At 56.8% G+C, this 26,724-nt stretch carries 24 protein-coding genes; 15 read left to right on the forward strand and 9 right to left on the reverse strand.

From position 1 onward, the window contains the following. On the forward strand, positions 1 to 1,104 hold the full coding sequence (locus DD597_RS05345; protein WP_023315034.1) for a glycerol dehydrogenase: 1,104 nt from the start codon (positions 1 to 3) through the stop codon (positions 1,102 to 1,104). Between the two features lie 92 nt (positions 1,105 to 1,196). Here DD597_RS05345 and katG read toward each other — a convergent pair whose 3' ends face one another. From katG to metB, 4 genes are all read right to left on the reverse strand, one after another. Continuing rightward, positions 1,197 to 3,377: a catalase/peroxidase HPI gene (gene katG, locus DD597_RS05350; RefSeq protein ID WP_003862046.1), complete on the reverse strand. Its 2,181-nt coding sequence runs from the start codon at positions 3,375 to 3,377 to the stop codon at positions 1,197 to 1,199. Positions 3,378 to 3,521: 144 nt separating this feature from the next. Next, positions 3,522 to 4,412: a methylenetetrahydrofolate reductase gene (metF, locus tag DD597_RS05355; protein WP_003862045.1), complete on the reverse strand. Its 891-nt coding sequence runs from the start codon at positions 4,410 to 4,412 to the stop codon at positions 3,522 to 3,524. Between the two features lie 226 nt (positions 4,413 to 4,638). Beyond that, positions 4,639 to 7,071 carry a bifunctional aspartate kinase/homoserine dehydrogenase II gene (locus tag DD597_RS05360; RefSeq protein ID WP_129256003.1) on the reverse strand — a complete coding sequence of 811 codons (2,433 nt, stop codon included), beginning with the start codon at positions 7,069 to 7,071 and terminating at the stop codon, positions 4,639 to 4,641. 2 nt (positions 7,072 to 7,073) lie between these two features. Beyond that, a complete protein-coding gene (gene metB, locus DD597_RS05365; protein WP_003862043.1) occupies positions 7,074 to 8,234 on the reverse strand; it encodes a cystathionine gamma-synthase in 1,161 nt (386 codons plus the stop codon). A 275-nt stretch (positions 8,235 to 8,509) separates the two neighbouring features. On the opposite strand from metB, the gene metJ reads away from it, so the two are divergent. After that, the gene (gene metJ / locus DD597_RS05370) at positions 8,510 to 8,827 is read left to right on the forward strand and encodes a met regulon transcriptional regulator MetJ (protein WP_003862042.1); all 318 of its coding nucleotides are present in this window, start codon (positions 8,510 to 8,512) and stop codon (positions 8,825 to 8,827) included. A 42-nt stretch (positions 8,828 to 8,869) separates the two neighbouring features. Here the strand turns inward: metJ and DD597_RS05375 are convergent, their stop codons facing one another. Beyond that, positions 8,870 to 9,550, reverse strand: a complete 681-nt coding sequence (locus tag DD597_RS05375; RefSeq protein WP_022652056.1) for an oligogalacturonate-specific porin KdgM family protein — start codon at positions 9,548 to 9,550, stop codon at positions 8,870 to 8,872. Positions 9,551 to 9,871: 321 nt separating this feature from the next. Next, positions 9,872 to 10,084 carry a 50S ribosomal protein L31 gene (gene rpmE / locus DD597_RS05380; protein ID WP_003862040.1) on the reverse strand — a complete coding sequence of 71 codons (213 nt, stop codon included), beginning with the start codon at positions 10,082 to 10,084 and terminating at the stop codon, positions 9,872 to 9,874. Between the two features lie 200 nt (positions 10,085 to 10,284). Between rpmE and priA the strand changes: the two genes are divergently transcribed. The 7 genes from priA (at position 10,285) to rraA (ending at position 18,219) form a co-directional block, all read left to right on the forward strand. Further along, positions 10,285 to 12,480, forward strand: coding sequence for a primosomal protein N' (gene priA / locus DD597_RS05385; protein ID WP_022652057.1), 2,196 nt, complete (start codon positions 10,285 to 10,287; stop codon positions 12,478 to 12,480). 119 nt (positions 12,481 to 12,599) lie between these two features. Beyond that, complete coding sequence (cytR, locus tag DD597_RS05390; RefSeq protein WP_022652058.1) at positions 12,600 to 13,625, forward strand: DNA-binding transcriptional regulator CytR; 1,026 nt, start codon at positions 12,600 to 12,602, stop codon at positions 13,623 to 13,625. 92 nt (positions 13,626 to 13,717) lie between these two features. Further along, complete coding sequence (ftsN, locus tag DD597_RS05395; protein WP_003862037.1) at positions 13,718 to 14,686, forward strand: cell division protein FtsN; 969 nt, start codon at positions 13,718 to 13,720, stop codon at positions 14,684 to 14,686. 94 nt (positions 14,687 to 14,780) lie between these two features. Continuing rightward, the gene (gene hslV / locus DD597_RS05400; protein WP_003862036.1) at positions 14,781 to 15,311 is read left to right on the forward strand and encodes an ATP-dependent protease subunit HslV; all 531 of its coding nucleotides are present in this window, start codon (positions 14,781 to 14,783) and stop codon (positions 15,309 to 15,311) included. Between the two features lie 9 nt (positions 15,312 to 15,320). After that, positions 15,321 to 16,652, forward strand: coding sequence for an HslU--HslV peptidase ATPase subunit (gene hslU / locus DD597_RS05405; RefSeq protein ID WP_003862035.1), 1,332 nt, complete (start codon positions 15,321 to 15,323; stop codon positions 16,650 to 16,652). Between the two features lie 68 nt (positions 16,653 to 16,720). Continuing rightward, positions 16,721 to 17,641, forward strand: a complete 921-nt coding sequence (gene menA, locus DD597_RS05410; RefSeq protein ID WP_022652060.1) for a 1,4-dihydroxy-2-naphthoate polyprenyltransferase — start codon at positions 16,721 to 16,723, stop codon at positions 17,639 to 17,641. Positions 17,642 to 17,733: 92 nt separating this feature from the next. Next, a complete protein-coding gene (rraA, locus tag DD597_RS05415) occupies positions 17,734 to 18,219 on the forward strand; it encodes a ribonuclease E activity regulator RraA (RefSeq protein WP_003862032.1) in 486 nt (161 codons plus the stop codon). Positions 18,220 to 18,299: 80 nt separating this feature from the next. Here the strand turns inward: rraA and zapB are convergent, their stop codons facing one another. Next, the gene (gene zapB, locus DD597_RS05420) at positions 18,300 to 18,539 is read right to left on the reverse strand and encodes a septal ring assembly protein ZapB (RefSeq protein ID WP_003862031.1); all 240 of its coding nucleotides are present in this window, start codon (positions 18,537 to 18,539) and stop codon (positions 18,300 to 18,302) included. 399 nt (positions 18,540 to 18,938) lie between these two features. On the opposite strand from zapB, the gene DD597_RS05425 reads away from it, so the two are divergent. From DD597_RS05425 to fpr, 4 genes are all read left to right on the forward strand, one after another. Continuing rightward, entirely contained in the window at positions 18,939 to 19,784 is an 846-nt protein-coding gene (locus tag DD597_RS05425; protein WP_003862030.1) for an MIP/aquaporin family protein, read from the forward strand. A gap of 21 nt (positions 19,785 to 19,805) precedes the next feature. Beyond that, the gene (gene glpK / locus DD597_RS05430) at positions 19,806 to 21,314 is read left to right on the forward strand and encodes a glycerol kinase GlpK (protein WP_129256004.1); all 1,509 of its coding nucleotides are present in this window, start codon (positions 19,806 to 19,808) and stop codon (positions 21,312 to 21,314) included. A 123-nt stretch (positions 21,315 to 21,437) separates the two neighbouring features. Further along, a complete protein-coding gene (gene glpX, locus DD597_RS05435) occupies positions 21,438 to 22,448 on the forward strand; it encodes a class II fructose-bisphosphatase (RefSeq protein ID WP_023315041.1) in 1,011 nt (336 codons plus the stop codon). Positions 22,449 to 22,544: 96 nt separating this feature from the next. Continuing rightward, positions 22,545 to 23,291, forward strand: coding sequence for a ferredoxin--NADP(+) reductase (gene fpr, locus DD597_RS05440; RefSeq protein WP_003862024.1), 747 nt, complete (start codon positions 22,545 to 22,547; stop codon positions 23,289 to 23,291). On the opposite strand, the gene DD597_RS05445 is transcribed toward fpr, so the two are convergent. Further along, positions 23,292 to 23,711 (reverse strand): DUF805 domain-containing protein, encoded by a 420-nt coding sequence (locus tag DD597_RS05445; RefSeq protein ID WP_003862022.1) that lies wholly within the window; start codon positions 23,709 to 23,711, stop codon positions 23,292 to 23,294. Positions 23,712 to 23,823: 112 nt separating this feature from the next. On the opposite strand from DD597_RS05445, the gene DD597_RS05450 reads away from it, so the two are divergent. Next, positions 23,824 to 24,420: a DUF1454 family protein gene (locus DD597_RS05450; RefSeq protein WP_003862020.1), complete on the forward strand. Its 597-nt coding sequence runs from the start codon at positions 23,824 to 23,826 to the stop codon at positions 24,418 to 24,420. Between the two features lie 111 nt (positions 24,421 to 24,531). Continuing rightward, positions 24,532 to 25,299: a triose-phosphate isomerase gene (gene tpiA / locus DD597_RS05455; RefSeq protein ID WP_003862019.1), complete on the forward strand. Its 768-nt coding sequence runs from the start codon at positions 24,532 to 24,534 to the stop codon at positions 25,297 to 25,299. A gap of 47 nt (positions 25,300 to 25,346) precedes the next feature. Here the strand turns inward: tpiA and DD597_RS05460 are convergent, their stop codons facing one another. Further along, on the reverse strand, positions 25,347 to 26,651 hold the full coding sequence (locus DD597_RS05460) for an SLC13 family permease (protein ID WP_032608110.1): 1,305 nt from the start codon (positions 26,649 to 26,651) through the stop codon (positions 25,347 to 25,349). Between the last annotated feature and the right edge of the window lie 73 nt (positions 26,652 to 26,724).

A 26,724-nucleotide genomic window follows, 5' to 3' on the forward strand; every position in this document is an offset into this window, starting at 1 on the left:
ATGGACCGTATTATTCAATCGCCGGGGAAATACATCCAGGGTGCAGATGTTCTTACTCGCCTCGGCGACTACCTGAAGCCGCTGGCGAATCGCTGGCTGGTGGTGGGCGATAAATTTGTGCTGGGTTTTGCTGAAGAAACCCTGCGTCAGAGTTTTAAAAAAGCCGGACTCCATGCCGAAATCGCACCGTTTGGTGGCGAATGTTCGCAAAATGAAATCGATCGCCTGAAAAAGCTGGCCGACAGCGCCGACTGCCTGGCGGTGCTGGGTATCGGCGGCGGAAAAACGCTGGATACCGCCAAAGCGCTGGCGCACTTTATGGACGTGCCGGTGGCTATTGCCCCGACCATTGCCTCCACCGATGCGCCGTGCAGCGCCCTCTCCGTGATTTATACCGACAGCGGTGAGTTCGATCGCTACCTGATGCTGCCGCACAACCCGAACATGGTGATTGTCGATACCAAAGTGGTGGCAGGCGCACCTGCGCGCCTGCTGGCCGCCGGGATTGGCGATGCACTGGCAACCTGGTTTGAAGCGCGCGCCTGTTCGCGCAGCGGCGCCACGACCATGGCGGGTGGCAAGTGCACGCAGGCAGCGTTAGCGCTGGCAGAGCTGTGCTACAACACGCTGGTTGAAGAGGGCGAGAAAGCGATGCTGGCGGCAGAGCAGCATGTCGTCACACCGGCGCTGGAACGCATTATCGAAGCCAACACCTATCTCAGCGGGGTGGGCTTTGAAAGCGGCGGGCTGGCGGCGGCGCACGCCATTCACAACGGCATGACGGCGGTGCCGGATGCGCATCATTTTTACCATGGTGAAAAGGTCGCGTTCGGCACGCTGACACAGCTGGTACTGGAGAACGCGCCGGTTGAAGAAATTGAGACCGTCGCCGCGCTTTGCCACAGCGTTGGGCTGCCGATCACCCTGGCGCAGCTGAACATCAAAGAGGATATTCCGGCCAAAATGCGGCTGATCGCGGAAGCGTCCTGCGCCGAAGGTGAAACCATTCACAACATGCCTGGCGGCGTCACGCCGGATCAGGTCTATGCGGCGCTGCTGGTGGCCGACCAGTATGGACAGCGATTCTTGCAGGAGTGGGAGTAACGAAAAAAGCCGGGTGGCGCTGCGCTTACCCGGCCTACATGGCACTTTAATTTGTAGGCCGGGTAAGGCGTAGCCGCCACCCGGCACATGGGTTACTTCACGTCAAACCGGTCCAAATCCATCACTCGCGCCCACGCGGCAACAAAATCACGGACGAACTTCTCGTGTGCATCACTGCTGGCGTAAACTTCGGCCAGCGCACGCAGGACGGCGTTTGAACCGAAGACCAGATCGGCGCGGGTGGCGGTGTATTTCACTTCTCCGCTGGCGCGATCGCTACCGGCAAACAGCTCGTTTGAGTCATCGGTCGCTTTCCACTGGGTGTTCATATCCAGCAGATTAACGAAGAAGTCGTTGCTCAGCACGCCCTCGCGGTTGGTAAACACGCCATTCTTGCTGCCATCGAAGTTTGCACCCAGTACGCGCAGACCGCCGATTAGCACCGTCAGTTCCGGCGCGGTCAGGGTCAGCTGCTGGGCTTTGTCGATCAGCAGCGACTCGGTGGTGGACACATCCACCTGCGCACGGTAGTTGCGGAAACCGTCGGCAACCGGTTCGAGCAGGTTAAACATCTCGATGTCCGTCTGGTCCTGACGCGCATCTACGCGGCCTGGGGTAAACGGTACGTTGACGTAAACGCCTGCCGCTTTCGCCGCCTGCTCAACGCCCACAACACCTGCCAGCACGATGATATCGGCCAGTGAGGCTTTATTAGTGGTGCGCTGAATAGCTTCCAGAGCCGGTAACGCCCGTACCGCCGCGGCGTTCACATCCCAGTCGCGCTGAGGCGCCAGCGCCAGACGCGCGCCGTTAGCGCCGCCACGCTTGTCGCCGCCGCGGAAGGTCGATGCCGACGCCCAGGCCACGGAAACCAGCTCGCTCACGGAGAGACCAGAGGCCGCGATTTCCGCTTTCAGACTTTCAATATCTTCCTGCGTCGGATGGAACACCGGCTGAGGCAGCGGATCCTGCCAAATCAAATCTTCTTTCGGCACTTCCGGGCCAATGTACCGCGCTTTTGGCCCCATATCGCGATGGGTCAGCTTGAACCACGCGCGCGCAAAGGCTTCGTTGAAGGCCTGCGGATCGTTCAGGAAGCGACGGGAAATTTTCTCGAATTCCGGATCAAAACGCAGCGTCAGGTCGGTGACCAGCATGGTTGGCTTGCGTTTTTTCGACGGGTCAAACGGGTCAGGCATAATTTCCGGCGCATCCACGGCTTCAAACTGAATGGCGCCCGCCGGGCTACGCGTCTGCACCCATTCGTATTTGAACAGGTTCTCGAAGAAGTAGTTGCTCCACTGGGTCGGGGTTTGAGACCAGATAACTTCCAGCCCGGAGGTGATGGCGTCAGCGCCAATACCGGTGCCGTGCGTGCTGGCCCAGCCCAGGCCCTGCGCTTCAATCGGTGACGCTTCCGGGTCAGTGCCCACATGCGTGGCTTCGCCTGCGCCGTGCGTTTTACCGAGCGTATGGCCGCCTGCAATCAGCGCGACGGTCTCTTCGTCGTTCATGCCCATGTTGCCAAAGGTAGCGCGGATCGCCGCCGCCGCAGACAGCGGTTCACCGCTGGCGTTTGGCCCTTCGGGGTTAACGTAAATCAGGCCCATTTCAGTGGCCGCAAGCGGGCGCTTCGCCAGCGCTTCCGGGTCACGGTGGGTCAGCCAGGCTTTTTCATCGCCCCAGTTCACGTCCAGATCCGGTTCCCAGACGTCTTCACGCCCGGCACCGAAACCAAAAGTGCGGAAGCCGGAGTTCTCCAGCGCCACGTTACCCGCGAGGATAAACAGGTCGGCCCAGGAGATTTTTTGTCCGTATTTTTGCTTAACTGGCCACAGCAGACGGCGAGCCTTATCCAGGCTGACGTTATCAGGCCAGGAGTTCAGCGGCGCAAAACGTTGCTGGCCGCGCCCCGCGCCGCCGCGACCGTCAACGGAGCGATAGGTACCCGCACCGTGCCAGGCCATACGAATAAACAGGCCCGCATAGCTTCCCCAGTCGGCAGGCCACCACGGTTGTGAGTCGGTTAAAAGGGCTTTGAGATCGCCCTTAAGGGCGGAATAGTCGAGCTTGCTGAATTCTTTGCGGTAGTCGAAGTCTTCACCCAGCGGGTTCGAACGGTTGGAATGTTGGTTTAGAAGATCGATGCGGAGTTGTTTAGGCCACCAATCTTTGCTGCCGGTACCTGCACCCGCGCTGTGATCGACGCCGCCCTGGTGGAACGGACATTTGCCGGCGGATGCCGCGTTATTGGTCTCGTCTGACATGCTCATCGCTATGCTCCCTTTACAGTGTTACCGTTACGATATACACCACTAGCGATAAGAGATAGTTGAATTAATCCACAGATTCGATAGCTAATACCTTTTAACTCTCTGTTCGATTAAAAAGCCCTCGTTTTATGAGGGCTTTTTACTTTACAGCGCCGGGCGAACACCGAGCGTATGGCAAATGGCATAGCTCATTTCCGCGCGATTCAGGGTATAGAAATGGAAATCTTTCACCCCTTCGCGGCTTAAAATCTTCACCATGTCCATCGCGATATTGGCCCCCACCAGCTTGCGGGTTTCCGGGTCGTCGTCCAGCCCTTCATACATTTTGGACATCCACAGCGGAATGCGCACGTTGGTCATATCCGCGAATTTCTTCGCCTGTTTGAAGTTCGAAACCGGCAGAATACCAGGGATGATTTCGACATCAATACCTGCCGAGACGCAGCGGTCACGAAAGCGCAGGTAGCTTTCAACGTCAAAGAAGAACTGAGTAATCGCACGGTTAGCACCAGCCTCCACTTTACGCTTCAGGTTGAGCAGATCCGCCTGGGCACTTTTGGCTTCCGGGTGAACTTCAGGGTAGGCGGCCACGGAGATATCAAAGTCGGCAACGTCTTTCAGCAGGCCGACCAGATCGGCGGCAAACATCTCTGGCTTACCGCTGCCTGGCGGGAGGTCGCCGCGCAGGGCCACAATGTGGCGAATGCCGTTATTCCAGTAGTCCTGGGCAATGGCGCGCAGTTCATCACGGGTGGCGTCGATACAGGTCAGGTGCGGCGCCGCTTCCAGACCGGTTCGGTCTTTAATGCCCTTAATGATGCTGTGCGTGCGGTCACGCTCACCGGAGTTGGCGCCGTAGGTCACGGAGACGAACTTCGGCTTGAGGCTGCTCAGGCGATCGATAGAGCTCCACAGGGTTTGCTCCATTTCACTGGTGCGCGGCGGGAAAAATTCAAAAGAGACGTTAATCTGGCCGTTTACTTCGGCCAGGCTCTGGTTCAGTGCTTCCCGCTGGTTGGCGTGAAAAAAGCTCATACCCTACCCCTATCAATCGCGTGTCATTGTCTGTTGTGTTGTGAACTTCTATACGTTTAGACGTCCAGATGTAAAAATGACGGAAAAGCGGGATGACGTCAACAGAAATAATCAACATTAACGGTGAGGTTTGTTCAGGGAAGATGAAGGGCATTCATGATGGGGGTGAGTGCGGTCTGATACCCTCACCCCGACCCTCTCCCACAGGGAGAGGGAAATGCAGACGTTACAGCAGCTTAGCCAGACGATTAATGTCGGACTGAATGGCTCCGGCGGTGACATCGCGCCCCGCGCCCGGGCCACGGATCACCAGCGGGTTATCGCGGTACCAGCGGCTTTCGATGGCGAAGACGTTGTCGCATGGCAGGAGCGCCGCCAGCGGATGTTCAGGACGCACGGCCTCCACGCCCACGCGCGCTTTACCGTTCGCCTCGAAGCGCGCCACGTAACGCAGCACCAGCCCCATCTCGTTAGCTGCTTCCAGACGTTGCACCATCTGCTCGTTCAGCTCGTCGCCGTTCTCGAAGAAGTGATCGACGGACCCTTCCTCGCAGCCCGCAGGCACCAGCGACTCAACGCGTACCTGACCCGGCTCAATGTCGTAGCCGGCTTCACGCGCCAGGATCACCAGCTTGCGCATCACGTCTTTACCGGCAAGGTCAACGCGCGGATCCGGCTCGGTTAAACCCTGCTGCCACGCCTGATCCACCAGGTCGGTGAACGGCACGGTGCCGTCAAATTGCAGGAACAGCCAGGAGAGCGTGCCGGAGAAGATCCCGCTCAGCGCCAGAATGCTGTCGCCGCTTTCAATCAGGTCGCGTACGGTATGGTTAACCGGCAGACCTGCGCCAACGGTGGCGTTATACAGCCAGTGACGACCCGTTTTTTCGAACGCGTCGTGGATCTGGCGATATTTATCAGTGCTGCTCGCGCCCGCCAGCTTGTTGGCGCTGATGACGTGGAACCCGTGGCTGGCGAAATCCAGATACTGATCGGCCAGCTGCTCGCTGGCGGTCACATCCAGCACTACCAGATCGTCATACGGGTGCGCACGCATCCACAGGAACAGCGACTCTTCATCTTGCTCGACGGCTTCATCATTAAAGAAGGCCAGCGCGCGGCTGGCATCCAGCCCTTCGTAGTTCAGCAGGCTGCGGCGGCTGTCCACCACGCCTGCGAGAATGAATTCGAACCCGGTACGCGCCGAGAGCGTGACCTGTTCGCGGGCGAACAGCTCCAGCCAGCGGGAACCGATGTTGCCTTTACCAAACAGCACCAGGCCGATGCGTTTTTCCGCACGGAACAGGGAGGTATGCAGGCCCTGAATCAGGCTTTCGGTTGGCCCTTTACGCAGAACGGCAACCAGGCTGATGCCCTCTTCTGATTGCCAGGTGAACTCCACCGGCTGGCCTTTCAGCTGCTGCCAGAAGCGGTGGCAGTGGAGCGGGTTACGGGTGACGCCCGCGCCCACCATCGCCACCAGCGCCAGCCCCTGACGCAGGCGAAGCTCGCCCGGCAGGCCCGCTTCATCCAGAATTTTCAGGGCGCTGTCCACCACTTCGGCGGTATAGCAGAACTGCAACAGCTGGCGATCGTTATGCACGCCAACGGCCAGCGGACGCACCTGAGCACGTTTCAGGATGGTGTCGATATCTTTGTGCGCCAGTTTGAAATCCTGGCCCGCAGGCACATGGAACTCAATCAGGCAGATGTCATCGTGGCTGGTGACAATGCGCGCGCCCGTACCGGATGCCAGCACGCGCTCGATGCGGGTGGAACCCTGATCCGGCGTGTAACTACAGCGTAGTTGCAGGTCGATGTCGCTGCCGGAAACCGGCTGTAGCGTGCGCGCGTGCAGCACCGGGGCCGCCAGACGCGCCAGCTCGCTCGCTTCGTCGAGACGCAGCAGCGGCAGCAGGCAGGCATCTTTCACTTTGCGCGGGTCCGCGCTGTACACACCGGCCACGTCGCTCCAGATGGTGACGCGGGACACGCCCGCCAGGGCACCAATCTGTGTTGCCGAGTAGTCAGAGCCGTTACGGCCCAGCAGAACGGTTTCGCCGGCATTGCTGCGGCTGATAAAGCCGGTGACGACAATACGTTTACCGGGATGTTGCACCAGCAGCTGTTGCAGCAGTGGGTAGGACAACCCTTCGTCCACCTGCGGCTGCGCGGCACGTTCGGCACGCAGGAAATCACGCGCGTCGAGCCAGGCGGCTTCCACACCCAGGTGTTGCAGCACGGCGGCCATCAGGCGCGCAGACCACACTTCACCGTGGCCAACCACTTCGGCATACACCGCATCGGTAATGCCGCTGTCCAGCAGAGCGGCCAGACGCTCAAGGTCGTGCGTAAAAGCGCTAATCAGCCCGTCCGCCACGTCCGCAGGCAGCAAACCGGCAATCAGTTCGCTCTGGTAACGACGTAAGGACTGTTGCACCTGATGCGCAGAGAGGCGATCGGTCTGGCTCAGTTTCAGCCAGCTAATCAACTGGTTGGTGGTGCTGCCTGCCGCAGAGACAACCATCATGTCCCCCGGCTGTGAATACTCGGTCATGATCCCTGCGACACGCAGGTAACATTTCACATCAGCAAGACTACTACCACCAAACTTGTGCAGCTGACGACCCTTCGCCCCTGCCTGCGCTATCACACTCATGATTACCCCTTGGCTGCGACCCGGAAGCCATTTTCCAGATCGGCAATTAAATCTTCAGAATCTTCAATACCGGTCGAGATACGCAGCAGCGTCTCGGAAATCCCGGCGGCGGCACGTGCTTCGGGTGCCATACCTGCGTGCGTCATAGTTGCGGCGTGGGAGATCAAGCTTTCTACTCCCCCTAAGGATTCCGCCAGCGTAAACAATGACAACCCGCTCAGGAAGCGACGCAGCGTTTGCTCGTCACCGTCCAGTTCAAAACTTAACATCGCGCCAAATCCTTTCTGTTGGCGCGCGGCAATCTCGTGCCCCTGGTTTTCCGGCAGCGACGGGTGATAAAGCTTTTTCACCAGCGGCTGGTTTTTCAGGAAATCCACGATCGCCTGGGCATTACGCTGCGCCACGTCCATACGCGGTGATAGCGTGCGAATACCGCGCAGCAGCAAATAGCTGTCGAACGCGCCCGCGGTGACGCCAATGTTATTGGCCCACCATGCCAGTTCGGTGACAACGTCGGGATCTTTGGCAATCACCACGCCCGCCACCACGTCAGAATGGCCGTTCAGATATTTCGTGCATGAATGCAACACCAGATCGGCACCCAGTGCCAGTGGGTTCTGAAGGGCCGGACTGAGGAACGTATTATCCACTACACTTATCGCTCCCGCATCCCTTGCGAGCTGACAAATTTTCGCAATATCGACTACGCGCAACAATGGATTGCTTGGACTTTCCACCAGAACCAGCTTCGGCTGCTCGGCAAGCGCCTGTTTCAGCGCCTGTTCGTCGTTTTGATCGACAAACAGCACACGGTAGCAGCCACGTTTCGCCAGGCTATCAAACAGACGATAGCTGCCGCCGTAACAGTCGTGTGGTGCCACCAGCAGATCGCCAGGTTTCAGGAACACCGTGGTTACCAGGTGAATGGCAGACATGCCGGTATTGGTTAATACCGCCCCTGCGCCGCCTTCCAGTTCCGCCAGCGCTCGCTGGGTGACGTCGCGCGTAGGATTGCCGCGACGCGAGTAGTCATGCGCGCGAGGTTCATTAAATCCGGTGAAATTATAGGTACTGGAGAGATGAATTGGCGGGACAACGCAGCCGTACTGCTCGTCATCATTCAATCCGCTACGCACTGCGATGGTGGCCTGTTTACGCGTCATGGTGAGGCTTCCTGGCGAATGAGGTGAAAAGTCAGGCACCAGAGTAAACATTGAAAGTATGGACGTCAATACATCTGGACATCTAAACTTCTTTGCGTATAGATTGAGCTATGCGCAAATAGCCGTTAAAATTATATGCTTTAGGACACGCTACAGCGGCAATATCCGTGCCTCGGTATCGTCTCTACGGTAAACTACGCAAGATTACGGTTCAAAACTGATGGTTACGGGTTTTGCACCTTTAGATTAATGACTGAGAGGATTAAAGGTATCTCATGGCTGAATGGAGCGGCGAATATATCAGCCCATACGCTGAGCACGGTAAGAAGAGTGAGCAAGTCAAGAAAATCACGGTGTCCATTCCTCTGAAGGTGTTGAAGATCCTCACCGATGAACGTACGCGTCGTCAGGTGAACAACCTGCGTCACGCCACCAACAGCGAACTGCTGTGCGAAGCGTTCCTGCATGCGTTTACCGGCCAACCGTTGCCGAACGATGACGATCTGCGTAAAGAACGCAGTGACGAAATCCCGGAAGAGGCGAAGGTGATCATGCGTGAACTGGGTATCGACCCGGAGACCTGGGAATACTAACAGCGATGCGGTCCCGCTGAGGGTGCTCAGCGGGATGGTTTCTCAGAAGTTGTAACCTAAGCCGACACGCAGACGCGTTTGTCGGTCGTCAGTGGTAGCAGTGTTATAGCCGGAAGAGACATTACCCACCTCCACGAATGGCACCCACGAATCGATGTTATACGCCACGCGGAAGTTATATTCGTAATCCTCTTTTTTGTTGTTATACAGATCTTCGTTGTCGGCGAATTTATAAATTCCGTTCAGCTCAAACATCCAGTTATCAATATTATATCCCAGCCACATTTCCGGGCGATATACCAGTCTGTCATCTTTACCGTCTGCATTACGGCGGGTATATTCGGTACGATAACGGAACGCCGTCCACCAGCTTTCATTAATATTATACTGTACGCGTAAATAGGGTTTATAAATAGCCATGTCGTCACCCATTTCAACCGCGACACCCGGCTGCCAGATAAATCCCTGCCAGGTAAACTGGTAGCTGGCAGTATATTCGTTGCTGTTACTCTCCATATTATTGAGCGCATCATTAGATTGCTTTTCGTCTGAGCGTGAGACGGCCTCTACGGCCACACCAAAGCCCGTCCCGAAACGGTGTGACATGTACACACGGTCATAGTTACGTCCATCGTCGTAATACTCGTGTCGGTAATCAACATATCCCGCCTGCGCCGCGCACGATAGTAATGGAAGCACGAATAAAAGTTGCTTCAGTTTCATCCTTTTTCCCTCAAAGTAAATACACCCTGAAAGCCATCGCTGTTGAAATGGCAAATAAGAATTTATGTCGAGCGCAGTGTAATTTTACACCCAGAGGGAAACCTTTTATTTATTGCCATATCCGGCAATAAAATGGCAAACAGGCCAAGAATACAGAGATAAAGCTCACTATCCGTATAAATAGGAATATATTAAGACACGGTGATTATTTTTCGGAAAAATTAAAATATATATTTGAAGAGGAAATATAAATACAGAATTAATTCAGGAGAGATATTACAGGCACAAAAAAACCGCCCGGAGGCGGTTTCTTCTGGATGCTTATTTAGCGCCCGGGATGCTGAAACGCTTGTTGAAGCGGTCAACACGGCCACCGGTTGCAACATCACGCTGCTTACCAGTGTAGAACGGGTGGCATTTGCCGCACACGTCCAGGTTCAGATCGTGACCCACGGTAGAGCGGATCTGGATAGAGTTACCGCAAGAGCAGTTTGCAGTAATCATTTCGTATTTCGGGTGAATATCTTTTTTCATGGGAGAACCTCAGTTAAGGCCGCGTCGCTCTTCCAGCCCTAACGCCAGACACCACGCGATGTTGAATGTAAGTTCTTTGGCGTAAAATACACCAAAGGCGGCGAATCATACAGAATTTGACCAACGTATGCAAACTGATCCGCACGCCGCTTTCACTAATGTGTATACTAACGCGCCACTTTTCAAGTCAGGAAGATTCGATGCCCGTCGCTCACGTTGCCCTGCCCGTTCCGCTTCCCCGCACCTTTGACTACCTGCTGCCCGACAGCATGAGCGCCAAAGCGGGCTGTCGCGTGACCGTGCCGTTTGGCAAACAGCAGCGCGTGGGGATCGTGGTGTCCGTCAGCGACAAAAGCGAACTGCCGCTTAACGAGCTGAAATCGGTTGTTGAGGTGCTGGACAGCGAGCCGGTTTACTCCACCAGCACCTGGCGACTGCTGCTGTGGGCGGCAGATTATTATCATCATCCGATTGGCGACGTCCTGTTCCATGCCCTGCCCATTATGCTGCGCCAGGGTAAGAGCGCCAGCCACGCGCCAATGTGGTACTGGTTTGCCACCGAGCAGGGCCAGGCGGTGGACATTAACAGCCTGAAGCGCTCGCAAAAACAGCAGCAGGCGTTGGCCGCGCTGCGCCAGGGAAAAATCTGGCGCCATCAGGTCGACGAGCTTGAGGTAAGCGAAACCGCGTTGCAGGCATTAAGGAAGAAAGGGCTGAGCGAGCTGGCCAGTGAAGCACCTGCCCTTCACGACTGGCGCGACGGCTTTTCCGTCTCGGGCGATCGTCTGCGTCTGAATACCGAGCAGGCCACCGCCGTAGGCGCGATTCACAGCGCTGCCGATCGTTTTTCCGCCTGGCTGCTGGCGGGCGTCACCGGCTCCGGTAAAACCGAAGTGTATCTGAGCGTGCTGGAAAACGTGCTCGCGCAGGGCAAACAGGCGCTGGTGATGGTGCCGGAAATCGGCCTGACGCCGCAAACCATCGCGCGTTTCCGTGAACGTTTTAATGCGCCCGTTGAGGTTCTGCACTCCGGCCTGAACGACAGCGAGCGCCTCAGCGCCTGGCTGAAAGCGAAAAACGGCGAAGCGGCGATTGTGATCGGCACCCGTTCATCGCTGTTTACGCCGTTTAAAAATCTCGGCGTTATCGTGATCGATGAAGAGCATGACAGCTCCTATAAACAGCAGGAAGGCTGGCGCTATCACGCCCGCGACTTAGCCGTGTACCGCGCCCACAGCGAGCAAATCCCCATTATTCTCGGGTCTGCCACCCCCGCGCTTGAAACGCTGCACAACGTTCGCCAGCGTAAATACCACATGCTGCGCCTGACGCGCCGCGCGGGAAATGCCCGCCCGGCCATTCAGCATGTGCTGGATCTGAAAGGTCAGCAGGTGCAGGCCGGGTTAGCGCCTGCGCTGATTAGCCGCATGCGTCAGCATTTGCAGGCGGGCAACCAGGTGATCCTGTTCCTGAACCGCCGCGGCTTTGCGCCTGCGCTGCTGTGCCACGACTGCGGCTGGATCGCGGAGTGCCCGCGCTGCGATCACTACTACACCTTCCACCAGGCTCAGCGCCATTTGCGCTGCCACCACTGCGACAGCCAGCGTCCGGTCCCCCGTCAGTGCCCGTCCTGCGGCTCAACGCACATCGTGCCGGTCGGTCTGGGAACGGAACAGCTTGAACAGGCGCTCGCGCCCTTCTTCCCGGATGTGCCCATCTCCCGTATCGACAGGGATACCACCAGCCGTAAAGGGGCGCTTGAGCAGCAACTGGCGGAAGTACATCGTGGCGGCGCGCGTATCCTGATTGGTACTCAGATGCTGGCGAAAGGGCACCACTTCCCGGACGTGACGCTGGTCGCCCTGCTGGACGTCGACGGCGCGCTGTTCTCCGCGGATTTTCGCTCCGCCGAGCGTTTCGCCCAGCTTTATACCCAGGTTGCCGGTCGCGCTGGTCGAGCGGGTAAGCAGGGCGAGGTGGTGCTGCAAACGCACCACCCTGAACATCCGCTGCTGCAAACCCTGCTGCACAAAGGCTATGACGCCTTCGCGGACCAGGCGCTGGCCGAACGTCAGACGATGCAGCTTCCCCCGTGGACCAGCCACGTTATCATCCGTGCGGAAGACCATAATAACCAGCAGGCGCCGCTGTTCCTGCAACAGCTGAGAAACCTCCTGCAAGCCAGCCCGCTGGTGGATAATCAGCTGTGGATTTTAGGCCCGGTACCCGCGCTCGCCCCGAAACGCGGCGGCCGTTTCCGCTGGCAACTCTTACTTCAGCACCCCTCGCGTATCCGTTTACAGCAGATCGTCAGCGGCACGCTGGCGCTGATCAATGCCCTGCCGGAAGCGCGAAAAGTGAAGTGGGTTCTGGACGTCGATCCGATTGAAGGCTGAAGACGGATCGAAAAATTTAATGCGCCTCACACTTTTTATGAAAATTCTGTAACCGATTCCATTAACTATCTGTAAAAATGGTGCGGTCCGCAGTTCGGTGTTCAGGCGAGGAGAAGACGTTGAAGTCCAGGAAAGAGGTTGCCTCGGCGACCATGAAAGACGTTGCCGAGAAAGCACAAGTCTCAACAGCAACCGTGTCCCGCGCATTGATGAACCCTGACAAAGTCTCCCAGGCGACCCGAAACCGGGTTGAAAAGGCGGCGCTTGAGGTCGGTTATTTTCCGCAAGCCATGGGGCGTAACGTAAAACGCAACGAATCCCGCACCATTCTGGTGATCGTGCCGGACATCTGCGATCCCTTCTTCAGCGAAATCATCCGCGGCATTGAAGTCACGGCCGCCGCCCAGGGCTATCTGGTGCTGATTGGCGATTGTGCCCACCAGAACCAGCAGGAAAAAACGTTCATCGACCTGATCATCACCAAGCAGATTGATGGCATGCTGCTGCTTGGCTCACGCCTGCCGTTTGATGCCAGCATTGAAGAACAGCGCAATTTACCGCCGATGGTCATGGCGAACGAATTCGCGCCGGAGCTGGAGCTGCCAACCGTTCATATCGATAACCTCACCGCCGCGTTCAACGCCGTGAACTATCTTCAGGAAATGGGGCATAAGCGCATCGGTTGTATCGCCGGACCAGAAGAGATGCCGCTGTGTCATTACCGCTTGCAGGGCTACGTTCAGGCGCTGCGCCGTACCGGGGCTATCGTCGATCCGCACTACATTGCGCGCGGTGATTTCACCTTTGAAGCGGGCGGGCAGGCGCTGGAAAAATTGCTGGCCTTGCCAGAACCGCCTACCGCGGTCTTCTGCCACAGCGACGTGATGGCGCTAGGGGCGTTATCCTACGCCAAACGTCACGGCCTGCGTGTGCCGCAGGACCTGTCGATAATCGGTTTTGATAATATTTCGCTTTCGGAGTTTTGCGATCCGCCGCTTTCGACCGTTGCACAGCCGCGGTATGACATTGGCCGGGAAGCGATGCTGCTTTTGCTGGATCAGCTGCACGGTCAAACAGTTAGCAGTGGGTCACGGCTACTGGATTGTGAGCTAATTGTGCGCGGCTCTACCCAGGCATTAACTTAAAGTAAATACCTTTCGACACCCTTATCTGGTCAAAGCCCCGTCGCTTAAGTAACATGGCGGGCTGACGAACGAATAAATACAGCGAAACGATAGTGGCACAACGAGATTATGTACGTCGCGGCCAGCCGGCACCTTCGCGACGCAAAAAGAGTAGTTCAAAAAGCAAGCAACGTAGCCTGTCTGCTGTCTCCCCAGCCATGGTCGCCATTGCTGCGGCCGTGCTGGTGGCCTTTATTGGCGGCCTCTACTTCATTACGCATCATAAAAAAGAAGAGTCTGAAGCCCTTCAGGGTAACAAGGTCGTCGGCAACGGCCTTCCTCCTAAACCTGAAGAGCGCTGGCGCTACATTAAAGAGCTGGAAAGCCGCCAGCCTGGCGTACGTGCGCCTACCGAGCCTTCTGCCGGGGGTGAAGTGAAGAATGCCGATCAGCTGACGGACGAACAGCGTCAATTGCTCGCTCAGATGCAGGCGGACATGCGCCAGCAGCCTACGCAGTTGAACGAAGTGCCGTGGAACGAACAAACCCCGGCGCAGCGTCAGCAAACATTGCAGCGCCAGCGTCAGGCTCAGCAGCAAACGCAACAGCAGCAGTGGACGCAGACGCAGCCGGTACAGCAGCCGCGTTCACAACCGCAGCAGCAGACGCGTACCGTACAAACTCAGCCTGTCCAGCAGCAACCGAAGGCGCAGCCGCAGAAGCAAACGGCACAGCCGTATCAGGATCTGTTGCAGACGCCTGCGCATACCACTGCGCAACAGCCAAAAACGCAGCAGGCTGCGCCGGTCACCAAAGAGACCGAGGTGCCGAAGCAGACGGCTGAGAAAAAAGATGAACGCCGCTGGATGGTTCAGTGCGGTTCGTTTAAAGGCGCCGAACAGGCAGAAACGGTGCGTGCTCAGCTGGCATTTGAAGGATTTGACTCACGCATTACCACCAATAACGGCTGGAATCGCGTAGTGATTGGACCGGTCAAAGGCAAAGAAAACGCAGACGGCACCATTTCCCGTTTGAAAGTGGCTGGCCACACAAACTGCATTCGACTCGCCTCCGGGGGTTGAAACCCCCAAAATCCCCCCCATCTATCATTTAATTCAGCCCTGAGCACAGGCTCAGGGCTTCTGTTTCCCGAATCTGTAACCAGGGGGTCTGCTCGTGACAACAATAGTAAGTGTACGCCGTAACGGCCAGGTGGTAATTGCCGGTGATGGCCAGGCCACGCTGGGTAATACCGTCATGAAAGGCAACGTGAAGAAAGTACGTCGTCTTTATAACGACAAAGTGATCGCCGGTTTCGCAGGCGGCACGGCTGATGCCTTCACGCTGTTTGAACTGTTTGAACGCAAACTGGAAATGCATCAGGGTCATCTGGTGAAAGCCGCCGTTGAGCTGGCAAAAGACTGGCGTACCGACCGCATGCTACGCAAGCTCGAAGCGCTGCTGGCCGTGGCTGACGAAAACGCCTCGCTGATCATCACCGGTAACGGCGACGTAGTTCAGCCTGAAAACGACCTGATTGCCATCGGCTCTGGCGGCCCGTACGCCCAGGCCGCAGCCCGTGCGCTGTTGGAAAATACCGACATGAACGCGCGCGATATCGCGGTGAAAGCGTTGGATATTGCAGGTGATATCTGCATCTATACCAACCACAATCACACCATCGAAGAATTACCGTCTAAAGCGTAAGGATCGCCCATGTCTGAAATGACCCCACGCGAAATTGTCAGCGAACTGAACAAACACATTATCGGCCAGGACAATGCCAAGCGCTCCGTGGCTATCGCACTGCGTAACCGCTGGCGTCGCATGCAGCTCGACGAAGAGCTTCGCCACGAAGTGACGCCAAAAAATATTCTGATGATCGGCCCGACCGGTGTGGGTAAAACCGAAATCGCCCGTCGTCTGGCCAAACTGGCTAACGCGCCGTTCATCAAAGTTGAAGCCACTAAGTTCACCGAAGTGGGCTATGTGGGTAAAGAAGTGGACTCCATCATCCGCGATCTGACCGATTCGGCGATTAAGATGGTGCGCGTCCAGGCGATTGAGAAAAACCGCTATCGCGCCGAAGAGATGGCCGAAGAGCGTATTCTCGACGTGCTGATCCCACCGGCAAAAAACAACTGGGGACAGGCTGAACAGCAGTCTGAACCTTCTGCTGCGCGTCAGGCATTCCGTAAAAAACTGCGCGAAGGCGAGCTGGACGATAAAGAGATTGAGATCGATCTCGCTGCCGCGCCAATGGGCGTGGAAATTATGGCGCCTCCGGGCATGGAAGAGATGACCAGCCAGTTGCAGTCCATGTTCCAGAACCTGGGCGGGCAGAAGCAGAAAGCGCGTAAGCTGAAAATCAAAGACGCGATGAAGCTGCTGATTGAAGAAGAAGCCGCGAAGCTGGTTAACCCGGAGGAGCTGAAACAGGACGCTATCGACGCGGTTGAGCAGCACGGTATCGTGTTTATCGACGAAATCGACAAAATCTGTAAGCGCGGCAACGCGTCCGGCCCGGATGTCTCCCGCGAAGGCGTTCAGCGCGACCTGCTGCCGCTGGTGGAAGGGTGCACCGTCTCCACCAAGCACGGCATGGTTAAGACTGACCACATTCTGTTTATCGCCTCCGGTGCGTTCCAGATTGCCAGCCCGTCTGACCTGATCCCGGAACTCCAGGGTCGTCTGCCAATCCGCGTTGAGTTGCAGGCGCTGACCACCGAAGATTTCGAACGTATCCTGACTGAGCCAAACGCTTCTGTGACCGTACAGTACAAAGCGCTGATGGCGACCGAAGGCGTGAACATTGAATTTACCGATGACGGTATCAAGCGCATCGCCCAGGCCGCGTGGCAGGTCAACGAAACCACCGAGAACATCGGTGCGCGTCGTCTGCACACCGTGCTGGAACGCCTGATGGAAGACATCTCTTATGATGCGAGCGACCTTAACGGTCAAAGCATTACCATTGACGCAGACTATGTGGGCAAACACCTGGATGCGTTAGTGGCAGATGAAGATCTGAGCCGTTTTATTCTATAATCGCGTTCAATGCATTTTCATCACTGTTGATGGGGGCTATGGCCCCCATTTTTATTGGCTAAATAACTATGACTGATATCAGCCGTACACAGGCGTGGCTCGAAAGTCTGCGCCCTAAAACGCTTCCTCTGGCTTTTGCCGCCATTATTGTCGGTACCACGCTTGCCTGGTGGCAGGGTCATTTCGATCCGCTGGTAGCAGGCCTGGCGCTTGTCACCGCCGGGCTGCTGCAAATCCTCTCTAATCTCGCCAATGATTACGGCGATGCGGTAAAGGGCAGCGACAAGCCTGACCGTATCGGGCCGCTGCGCGGGATGCAAAAAGGGGTGATTACCCAGGCACAGATGAAACGGGCGCTGATTATCACCGTGGTATTGATTTGCCTGTCCGGGCTGGCGCTGGTGACGGTCGCGTCGAAAACCACCAGTGATTTCATTGGCTTCCTGGTGCTGGGCTTGCTTGCCATTATTGCAGCCATTACCTATACCGTCGGGACGCGTCCTTACGGGTATATTGGCCTGGGCGACATCTCCGTGCTGGTGTTCTTCGGCTGGCTGAGCGTGATGGGAAGCTGGTACTTGCAGGCGCATACGGTGATACCTGCCCTGTTCCTGCCGGCGACCGCCTGCGGTCTGCTGGCGACGGCGGTGCTGAATATCAATAACCTGCGCGACATCGACAGCGACCGCGAGAACGGTAAAAACACGCTGGCCGTGCGTCTGGGTCCTGTAAATGCACGCCGCTATCACGCCTTCCTGCTCATCGGCGCGCTGGTCTGCCTGGCACTGTTCAATCTGATCTCTCTGCACAGCCTGTGGGGCTGGCTGTTTGTGCTCGCCGCACCGCTGCTGATTAAGCAGGCCCGCTATGTCATGCGTGAACGCAGCCCGGCCGCCATGCCACCGATGCTGGAACGTACGGTAAAAGGCGCGTTACTGACTAACCTGCTGTTCGTCATCGGGATTGTCTTAAGCCAGACGCTGAGTTAGCTGACAAATATCAATTAACAATTGATGATTTTGCCAACAACGCATTTCGCACGATATACTGAACACATTCGCAGCAACAGAGCGTTAAACCTATGAAATACGATACCTCCGAGCTTTGTGACATCTACCAGGAAGATGTCAACGTCGTTGAACCCCTGTTCTCCAACTTTGGTGGACGGTCGTCGTTTGGCGGACAAATCATCACGGTGAAATGTTTCGAGGACAACGGGTTGCTGTACGATCTGCTCGAAGAGAACGGTCGTGGCCGCGTTCTGCTGGTGGATGGTGGCGGTTCAGTGCGCCGTGCACTGATCGATGCGGACCTCGCCCGCCTTGCGGTGCAAAACGAGTGGGAAGGGATTGTGGTCTACGGCTCCGTGCGCCAGGTGGACGATCTGGAAGATCTGGATATCGGTATTCAGGCCATTGCCGCCATTCCGGTTGGCGCAGCGGGTGAAGGCATCGGCGAAAGCGACGTGCGCGTTAACTTCGGCGGCGTGACCTTCTTCTCGGGTGACCACCTTTATGCTGACAATACCGGCATTATCCTTTCTGAGGATGCGCTGGATATTGAGTAGTTAATCGGTAAGCGAGATGCATAAAAAAGCCGGGTGGCGGCTACGCCTTACCCGGCCTGTTCAATTCATTCCCAAGGAAATCAGACTTCTTCCATACGTCCCAGCAGCGCCTGCAAGCGTTCCTGCCAGCCGTTCTGCTGTTCGCGCAGCTGGTTGTTTTCGCGCTCCAGTTCTTCGCGGCTGTGCTGAGCGTTCTGAACTTCCTGAGACAGGGAGTTGTTCTTCTCTTTCAGTTCTTCAATTTCCATTTGCAGCAGCGTGATGGTGTCAATCGCCTGCTGTACTTTCGATTCCAGTTTCTCAAACACTTCTAAAGACATGATCCTACCTCTCCTGAATTGCAAGGCGACGCTTTAACGTAAACGCGCACAACATATGTTCCGATTGTATGGAGCGCCGTCGCCCCTGTCCAGCGGCATGCCACGCAGATCGTGGTTTGCAACACTTTTCGGCCTCGTCCTGGTGCGTTCGCCGCATATACCCCTAAGTTGTTAACCCATAAGTTAAAGAAATGATTCAACCCACAATCATTACCTGATGCAAAAACGCGCTTTATGGCGCGAAAACGCTCATTTTATTGACACAGACCACACATTTCGATTTCGATATTTCTCGTTTGTGCTCGTTAACGATAAATTAACACCATGTCTACAGGGCATCGTGACTGTCACGGGCGGTCACGCAAACAATAAACATTACTCTTTTGCAGGATTCCGATTATGAGTCAGACATCAACCTTAAAAGGCCAGTGCATTGCCGAGTTCCTGGGTACCGGGTTGTTGATATTCTTCGGAGTAGGCTGTGTCGCTGCACTGAAAGTGGCGGGTGCCAGTTTTGGTCAGTGGGAAATCAGTATTATCTGGGGTCTGGGCGTGGCGATGGCCATCTACCTGACCGCAGGGGTTTCCGGCGCACATCTTAACCCGGCGGTGACCATCGCGTTGTGGCTATTCGCGTGCTTTGACGGACGCAAAGTTGTTCCTTTCATCATTTCGCAATTTGCCGGCGCCTTTTGCGCAGCGGCGTTAGTTTACGGGCTTTATTACAATCTTTTCATCGACTTCGAACAGACGCATCATATGGTGCGTGGCAGTGTCGAAAGTCTGGATCTGGCAGGCATTTTCTCAACGTATCCGAATCCGCATATCAATTTTGTGCAGGCGTTCGCAGTTGAAATGGTGATTACCGCTATTCTGATGGGCGTCATTATGGCGCTGGGCGACGACGGAAACGGCATTCCGCGCGGCCCGCTGGCACCACTTCTGATTGGCCTTCTGATTGCGGTGATTGGCGCATCCATGGGTCCGCTGACCGGTTTTGCGATGAATCCGGCGCGTGACCTGGGTCCAAAAACCTTCGCCTTCTTTGCGGGATGGGGAGATGTCGCCTTTACGGGCGGCAAAGACATTCCTTACTTCCTGGTTCCGCTGTTCGGGCCAATTGTAGGGGCGGCGCTGGGCGCATTCGGCTATCGCAAATTAATTGGTCGCCACTTACCGTGCGACACCTGTGTGGAAGAGGAAAAAGAGACAACTTCCACCACACAACAAAAAGCTTCGCTGTAATCTGACTACGGGACACATACCATGACCGAAAAAAAATATATCGTTGCGCTCGACCAGGGCACTACCAGCTCCCGCGCTGTCGTAATGGATCATGACGCGAACATTGTCAGCGTGTCTCAACGCGAATTTGAGCAAATTTATCCGCGTCCAGGCTGGGTTGAACACGACCCGATGGAGATCTGGGCGTCACAAAGCTCCACGCTGGTGGAAGTGCTGGCGAAAGCCGACATCAGTTCTGACCAGATTGCCGCTATCGGTATCACCAACCAGCGTGAAACGACTGTGGTCTGGGAGCGCGAAACCGGTAAGCCCATCTACAACGCCATCGTCTGGCAGTGCCGCCGTACGTCAGAGATCTGCGAACAGCTGAAGCGCGACGAGATGGAAGAGTACGTGCGCAGCGCCACCGGCCTGGTGGTTGACCCCTATTTCTCCGGCACCAAAGTGAAGTGGATCCTCGACCACGTGGAAGGTTCACGCGAGCGCGCACGTCGTGGCGAGCTGCTCTTCGGTACCGTCGATACCTGGCTTATCTGGAAGATGACTCAGGGACGCGTTCACGTCACCGACTACACCAACGCCTCGCGCACCATGCTGTTCAACATCAACACTCTGGAGTGGGATGACAAGATGCTGGACGCGCTGGACATTCCGCGAGCGATGCTGCCAGACGTGCGTAAATCTTCAGAAGTGTACGGCCAGACCAACATTGGCGGTAAAGGCGGCACGCGTATTCCTATCGCCGGTATCGCCGGTGACCAGCAGGCAGCCCTGTTCGGCCAGCTGTGCGTAAAAGAAGGGATGGCGAAGAACACCTACGGCACCGGCTGCTTTATGCTGATGAACACGGGCGAGAAAGCGGTGAAATCAGAAAACGGTCTGCTGACCACCATCGCCTGCGGCCCGCGCGGCGAAGTGAACTATGCCCTGGAAGGCGCGGTATTCATGGCGGGTGCCTCCATTCAGTGGCTGCGCGACGAGATGAAGCTGATTAGCGACGCGTTTGACTCCGAATACTTCGCGACCAAAGTGAAAGACACCAACGGCGTGTACGTGGTGCCAGCGTTCACCGGTCTGGGCGCACCGTACTGGGATCCGTACGCCCGCGGCGCGATTTTCGGCCTGACGCGCGGCGTGAACTCAAACCACATCATTCGCGCGACGCTGGAATCCATCGCCTACCAGACGCGCGACGTGCTGGAAGCGATGCAGGCTGACTCTGGCATTCGTCTGCACGCCCTGCGCGTGGACGGCGGTGCAGTAGCCAACAACTTTCTGATGCAGTTCCAGTCCGACATTCTGGGCACTCGCGTTGAACGTCCTGAGGTGCGAGAAGTGACGGCGCTGGGCGCGGCGTATCTGGCAGGTCTGGCGGTTGGCTTCTGGCAAAACCTCGACGAGCTTCAGGAAAAAGCGGTTATCGAACGCGAATTCCGTCCTGGCATCGAAACCACCGAGCGCAACTACCGCTACAGCGGCTGGAAGAAAGCGGTGAAACGTGCCCTGGCGTGGGAAGAGCACGACGAGTAAGCCTATATTCCCTCTCCCCTGGGGAGAGGGTTAGGGTGAGGGGCTCCAACCGCACCGGTCCCCTCGCCCCTCCCCACTCTGTGATAAACTTCGTGCAATTCCTTTTGATTGTACGAGTACCTCATGAAACGTGAACTTGCTATCGAGTTTTCCCGCGTCACCGAAGCTGCCGCCCTCGCAGGCTACAAGTGGCTGGGCCGTGGCGACAAAAATACCGCAGACGGCGCAGCCGTCCACGCCATGCGCATTGTGCTTAATCAGGTTAACATCGACGGCACTATCGTCATCGGTGAAGGCGAGATCGACGAAGCGCCGATGCTCTACATCGGTGAAAAGGTCGGGACCGGCAAAGGCGATGCGGTGGATATCGCGGTCGACCCGATCGAAGGCACGCGCATGACGGCGATGGGCCAGGCCAACGCGCTGGCGGTACTGGCGGTGGGCGATAAGGGCTGCTTCCTCAACGCGCCCGATATGTACATGGAAAAGCTGATCGTCGGTCCTGGCGCTAAAGGCGCTATCGACCTTAGTCTGCCGCTGGACGCCAACCTGCGCAATATCGCTGCGGCGCTGGGTAAAGCGCTCAGCGAACTCACCGTGACCATTCTGGCAAAACCGCGCCACGACGCCACCATCGCGTACCTGCAAACGCTTGGCGTGCGCGTATTTGCTATTCCGGATGGCGACGTTGCCGCCTCTATTCTGACCTGCATGCCTGACAGCGAAGTCGACGTGCTTTACGGCATCGGCGGCGCGCCGGAGGGTGTGGTCTCTGCGGCAGTGATCCGCGCGCTGGACGGCGATATGCAGGCGCGTCTGCTGCCACGCCATGAGGTCAAAGGCGACAGCGACGAGAACCTTCGCATTGGTGCAGACGAACTGGCGCGCTGCGCGGCGATGGGCATCGAGGCCAATAAAGTGCTCGCGCTAAACGAGATGGCCCGCAGCGATAACGTGGTCTTCTCCGCAACCGGCATCACCAAAGGCGATCTGCTGGACGGCATCACCCGCAAGGGCAACATGGCCACCACTGAAACCCTGCTGATCCGCGGTAAATCCCGCACCATTCGCCGCATTAAGTCCATTCATTATCTCGATCGTAAAGATCCGGACGTACAGACGCACATTCTGTAAAACCGTTTGATCGATAGAGCTTTCCGGCCCGAATGGGCTGGAAATGTTTCCCACAAGTACGGAAGATAGAAGAGAGAAACAGCACAGGAGAAGATCATGGCGGACTGGGTAACAGGTAAAGTCACAAAGGTACAGTTCTGGACCGATGCGCTATTTAGCCTCACGCTGCACGCTCCCGTTCATCCGTTTACTGCCGGGCAGTTTGCCAAACTCGGGCTGGATATCGACGGTGAACGCGTACAGCGCGCCTACTCTTACGTTAATGCACCTGATAACCCGGACCTTGAGTTCTATCTGGTCACCGTCCCGGACGGTAAGCTCAGCCCACGCCTCGCCGCGCTGAAGCCGGGCGATGAAGTGCAGATTGTCTCCGACGCGGCGGGGTTCTTCGTGCTGGATGAAATCCCCGACTGTGACACGCTCTGGATGCTGGCGACCGGCACGGCCATTGGCCCGTATCTTTCCATTCTGCAATACGGCAAAGATCTGGAGCGCTTTAAAAATATCGTGCTGGTTCACGCCGCGCGCTACGCCGCAGACCTGAGCTATTTGCCGCAGATGCAGGCGCTGGAACAGCGATATGGCGGGAAGTTAAAAATTCAGACGGTGGTCAGCCGCGAAACCGCAGCCGGCTCGTTAACCGGCCGCGTTCCGGCGTTGATTGAAAGCGGCGCGCTGGAAGAGGCGGTGGGTTTACCGATGAATACCGAAACCAGCCATGTGATGCTGTGCGGTAACCCGCAGATGGTACGCGATACGCAGCAGTTGCTGAAGGATACCCGGCAGATGACGAAGCACCTTCGCCGCCGACCGGGCCACATGACCGCCGAACACTACTGGTGATCAGCGGTACTTCACCTCAAGGGTATCTTTTCCGTATTTGTTCTCGCTCTGGGTGCCGATAAACGCGCCCAGTTCGACAACCATCATTACAAAGATAACCGTCGGCAGCAGTCTGCCCACCACCCATGGGAGGATTGAGGGCAGCAATGACCAGTTCCCCGCCACCAGCATCCACGCCAGGATAATCAGGAAAGCCCATGCGCCGGAGCGGCCACGATCGTGCAGACGTTTCACCACCACGGCGGCGGTTGGCCACAGTAAACAGACCAGCGCAAATGCCGCGGTTTGCGTGCTCAGCCATGCGTTGTAGGCAACAAAAAACAGAAGCAGCATGGCGACAACCCACGTTGCAATCCAGATCCAGAAGTCACGGCGCCCAATACGCCCTTTGAATGAAAACAGCCACTGCTGTATGGTCATGTAAGGTTCCTTATTATTGTTTAGCCCGCATTTTACCCTGGAGTTGTGACCTTTTGACAAGCCGACCAGATATCGTTTTAATCATGGGCAATGACGGCCAGGGGCAATGTTGATGAAAAGTTCGGCACACTCTCTTTATTTGTGTTTAGCGATGCTGAGCGCCAGTTTTTCCCTGTACGCCACGGAAACGGCTTCCCCGGTCACCGCCCCCTATCTTCTGGCGGGCGCTCCCTCTTTCGATCAATCTATCAGCCAGTTCCGCGAAGCCTTCAACAAAGAAAACCCCTCACTTCCGTTGGGAGAGTTCCGAGCGATTGACAGCGCCCGCGATACGCCGACCCTGACCCGCGCGGCCAGCAAAATTAACGAGAATCTGTATGCCTCTACCGCCCTTGAGCGCGGAACGTTAAAAATCAAAAGCATGCAGATCACCTGGCTGCCGATTCAGGGCCCAGAGCAGAAAGCGGCGAAAGCGAAAGCGCTGGAGTACATGAGCGCTATTCTGCGCGCCTTTACCCCCACCTTCACGAAAGCACAAAGCCAGCAAAAGCTGCAAAAACTTCTTACCGCGGGGAAAAACAAACGCTATTACGCCGATACGGAAGGTGCCGTTCGCTATGTCGTCGCAGATAACGGCGAAAAGGGGCTGACCTTCGCGGTTGAACCGATTAAGCTGGCCCTATCAGACGCACTCGAGGGGGCGAATTAATGACAAAAAGCAAAGCCTTTCGAGGGAAAATCTCTATACTGATTCACAGACCATGCTGCCCTTAAGGGTGGCCATATTCCTTAATTCGCTTATTGAGCGTGGAGAATTGAAATGCGACATCCTTTAGTGATGGGTAACTGGAAACTGAACGGCAGCCGCCACATGGTAAACGAACTGGTTGCTAACCTGCGTAAAGAGCTGGCTGGCGTGACCGGCTGCGCGGTTGCTATCGCTCCGCCGGATATGTACCTGGATCTGGCTAAACGTGCCGCTGACGGCAGCCACATCATTCTGGGCGCGCAGAACGTTGACGTTAACCTGTCTGGCGCGTTTACCGGTGAAACCTCCGCTGAAATGCTGAAAGACATCGGCGCGAAATACATCATCATCGGCCACTCTGAGCGTCGCACCTACCACAAAGAATCTGACGAGTTCATCGCGAAGAAATTCGCTGTGCTGAAAGAGCAGGGTCTGATCCCGGTTCTGTGCATCGGTGAAACCGAAGCAGAAAACGAAGCGGGTAAAACCGAAGAAGTGTGCGCACGTCAGATCGACGCTGTGCTGAAAACCCAGGGCGCGGCAGCGTTCGAAGGCGCGGTTATCGCTTACGAGCCAGTCTGGGCGATCGGTACCGGCAAATCTGCAACTCCAGCGCAGGCACAGGCGGTGCACAAGTTCATTCGTGACCACATTGCAAAAGCAGACGCGAAAGTGGCGGAGCAGGTCATCATCCAGTACGGCGGTTCCGTTAACGCATCAAACGCAGCTGAGCTGTTCACCCAGCCAGACATCGATGGCGCGCTGGTTGGCGGCGCATCCCTGAAAGCAGACGCTTTCGCGGTGATCGTTAAAGCGGCAGAAGCGGCTAAGCAGGCGTAATTGCCTTTGGGGCGGGTGGCGCTTCGCTAACCCGCCCTACAAAACCACTACAAACGTCCTAATACGCTAAACCACAAATAATCCAGCGGCAGCAGCACCAGATAAGTCGCAATCGCCAGCGCCAGGCAGAGCAGCATCCCCGCCTTCGCAGGCACTTTCCCTAAGCCCATCGCCACCACAATCGGCGACGCCTGATACGGCAGCAACGGTGTGGAATACCCCAGCACCTGAATCATGATCACCGACAGCAGCGGGAAGCCGGTCGCGTCCGAGAAGCTCTGCGCCAGCGTGGTGTACAGCGCCGGAACGCCATTGGCGGTCATAATGAAGTTGAGCGCCGTGGTGATCCCCGTCAGCGCCAGGAAGCTGGTAAACGGGCGATCTGCATCCAGCGGCATGATATGGAGCAACGCCTCGCCTACGGCCGCACCGATACCGGTCTGCGTCACCGTAATGGCCAGCCCGAGTATACCCGCGACGTAAATACAGGTGCGCATATTCACCCCCGCCGAGAACTCCTCCCCGGTGATAAAACCTATACGCGGCAGCATAACGACGACCGAGGCCGCCAGCCCTGTCCACGCTGGGCCCACGCCGTGCCAGCTCTCCGTCACCCACATCGTCAACACCACCGCCAGCAGCCAGGCGAGCCGTTTTTCGTCACGCCCCATCGGTTCCGATGGCGCGAGATCCTTCGCCGGTTTCGGGTTGCCGGGGAACAGCCAGCAGATCAGGCCAATCAGAATCAGGCCTTTGAGAATACCCAGCACCGGCGTGTGCAGCAGCAGATACGGGACATAGTTGAGGTGGATACCGTATGAGCCTTCCGCCGCGCCGCTCATCACCAGGTTGGGCACGTTGGCGGGCAAAATAGTGGCCGAGAGCTGGAAGGTGCCAAACCCGACCGCCAGCGCCAGGCCAAACCAGGCCCGCGAGCCATCAGGAATGCCGGCCCGCTTCGCCATCGCGGCGACAATCGGCATCAGCAGCGCAATACGTCCCATGTTCGACGGCATCACGAATGCCAGGGCATAGCTCAGTAGCACAACGCTTGCCACCATCAGCACCCAGGAGTCGGTAAGCTTTGCCGACAGCGCCCGGGCGGCCCTGTCCGCCAGGCCGGTTTTCCGAATCGCCACACCCAGCACAAAGCCGCTGAACACCAGCCAGAAGGCAGACGAGGCGAAGCCGCCGAAGATTACTTCCGGCGGGGCGATTCTGGCGGCCATCGCCGCCGTGAAAAACAGCAGCGCGGTGATAAATTCGGGCAACAGCGACGTCGCCCACAGCACGATGGTGACGCCGACGATCAGCGAGGGAAGCAGCAGAGGATGCGTTAACCAGAGCGACATACCTGTCTCCTGTAGAATTTTTCAGCAAGTCTACGGCGACAGGCAGGGCGAGTAAACGCTATTTATGGTGGGG

This window comes from Enterobacter cloacae complex sp. 677-3DZ2D5B (assembly GCF_004136695.1).
GTDB lineage: Bacteria > Pseudomonadota > Gammaproteobacteria > Enterobacterales > Enterobacteriaceae > Enterobacter > Enterobacter hormaechei_C.

Excerpts from the sequence above, each read along its gene's own strand:
- priA (WP_022652057.1), top strand. The coding sequence starts at position 10,285 with ATGCCCGTCGCTCACGTTGCCCTGCCCGTTCCGCTTCCCCGCACCTTT.
- menA (WP_022652060.1), top strand. The coding sequence starts at position 16,721 with ATGACTGATATCAGCCGTACACAGGCGTGGCTCGAAAGTCTGCGCCCT.
- glpX (WP_023315041.1), top strand. The coding sequence starts at position 21,438 with ATGAAACGTGAACTTGCTATCGAGTTTTCCCGCGTCACCGAAGCTGCC.
- metB (WP_003862043.1), bottom strand. The coding sequence starts at position 8,234 with ATGACGCGTAAACAGGCCACCATCGCAGTGCGTAGCGGATTGAATGAT.
- rraA (WP_003862032.1), top strand. The coding sequence starts at position 17,734 with ATGAAATACGATACCTCCGAGCTTTGTGACATCTACCAGGAAGATGTC.
- metJ (WP_003862042.1), top strand. The coding sequence starts at position 8,510 with ATGGCTGAATGGAGCGGCGAATATATCAGCCCATACGCTGAGCACGGT.
- DD597_RS05450 (WP_003862020.1), top strand. The coding sequence starts at position 23,824 with ATGAAAAGTTCGGCACACTCTCTTTATTTGTGTTTAGCGATGCTGAGC.
- DD597_RS05360 (WP_129256003.1), bottom strand. The coding sequence starts at position 7,071 with ATGAGTGTGATAGCGCAGGCAGGGGCGAAGGGTCGTCAGCTGCACAAG.
- DD597_RS05460 (WP_032608110.1), bottom strand. The coding sequence starts at position 26,651 with ATGTCGCTCTGGTTAACGCATCCTCTGCTGCTTCCCTCGCTGATCGTC.
- hslU (WP_003862035.1), top strand. The coding sequence starts at position 15,321 with ATGTCTGAAATGACCCCACGCGAAATTGTCAGCGAACTGAACAAACAC.
- glpK (WP_129256004.1), top strand. The coding sequence starts at position 19,806 with ATGACCGAAAAAAAATATATCGTTGCGCTCGACCAGGGCACTACCAGC.
- fpr (WP_003862024.1), top strand. The coding sequence starts at position 22,545 with ATGGCGGACTGGGTAACAGGTAAAGTCACAAAGGTACAGTTCTGGACC.
- DD597_RS05375 (WP_022652056.1), bottom strand. The coding sequence starts at position 9,550 with ATGAAACTGAAGCAACTTTTATTCGTGCTTCCATTACTATCGTGCGCG.
- metF (WP_003862045.1), bottom strand. The coding sequence starts at position 4,412 with ATGAGCTTTTTTCACGCCAACCAGCGGGAAGCACTGAACCAGAGCCTG.
- tpiA (WP_003862019.1), top strand. The coding sequence starts at position 24,532 with ATGCGACATCCTTTAGTGATGGGTAACTGGAAACTGAACGGCAGCCGC.
- rpmE (WP_003862040.1), bottom strand. The coding sequence starts at position 10,084 with ATGAAAAAAGATATTCACCCGAAATACGAAATGATTACTGCAAACTGC.
- zapB (WP_003862031.1), bottom strand. The coding sequence starts at position 18,539 with ATGTCTTTAGAAGTGTTTGAGAAACTGGAATCGAAAGTACAGCAGGCG.
- DD597_RS05445 (WP_003862022.1), bottom strand. The coding sequence starts at position 23,711 with ATGACCATACAGCAGTGGCTGTTTTCATTCAAAGGGCGTATTGGGCGC.
- DD597_RS05345 (WP_023315034.1), top strand. The coding sequence starts at position 1 with ATGGACCGTATTATTCAATCGCCGGGGAAATACATCCAGGGTGCAGAT.
- katG (WP_003862046.1), bottom strand. The coding sequence starts at position 3,377 with ATGAGCATGTCAGACGAGACCAATAACGCGGCATCCGCCGGCAAATGT.
- DD597_RS05425 (WP_003862030.1), top strand. The coding sequence starts at position 18,939 with ATGAGTCAGACATCAACCTTAAAAGGCCAGTGCATTGCCGAGTTCCTG.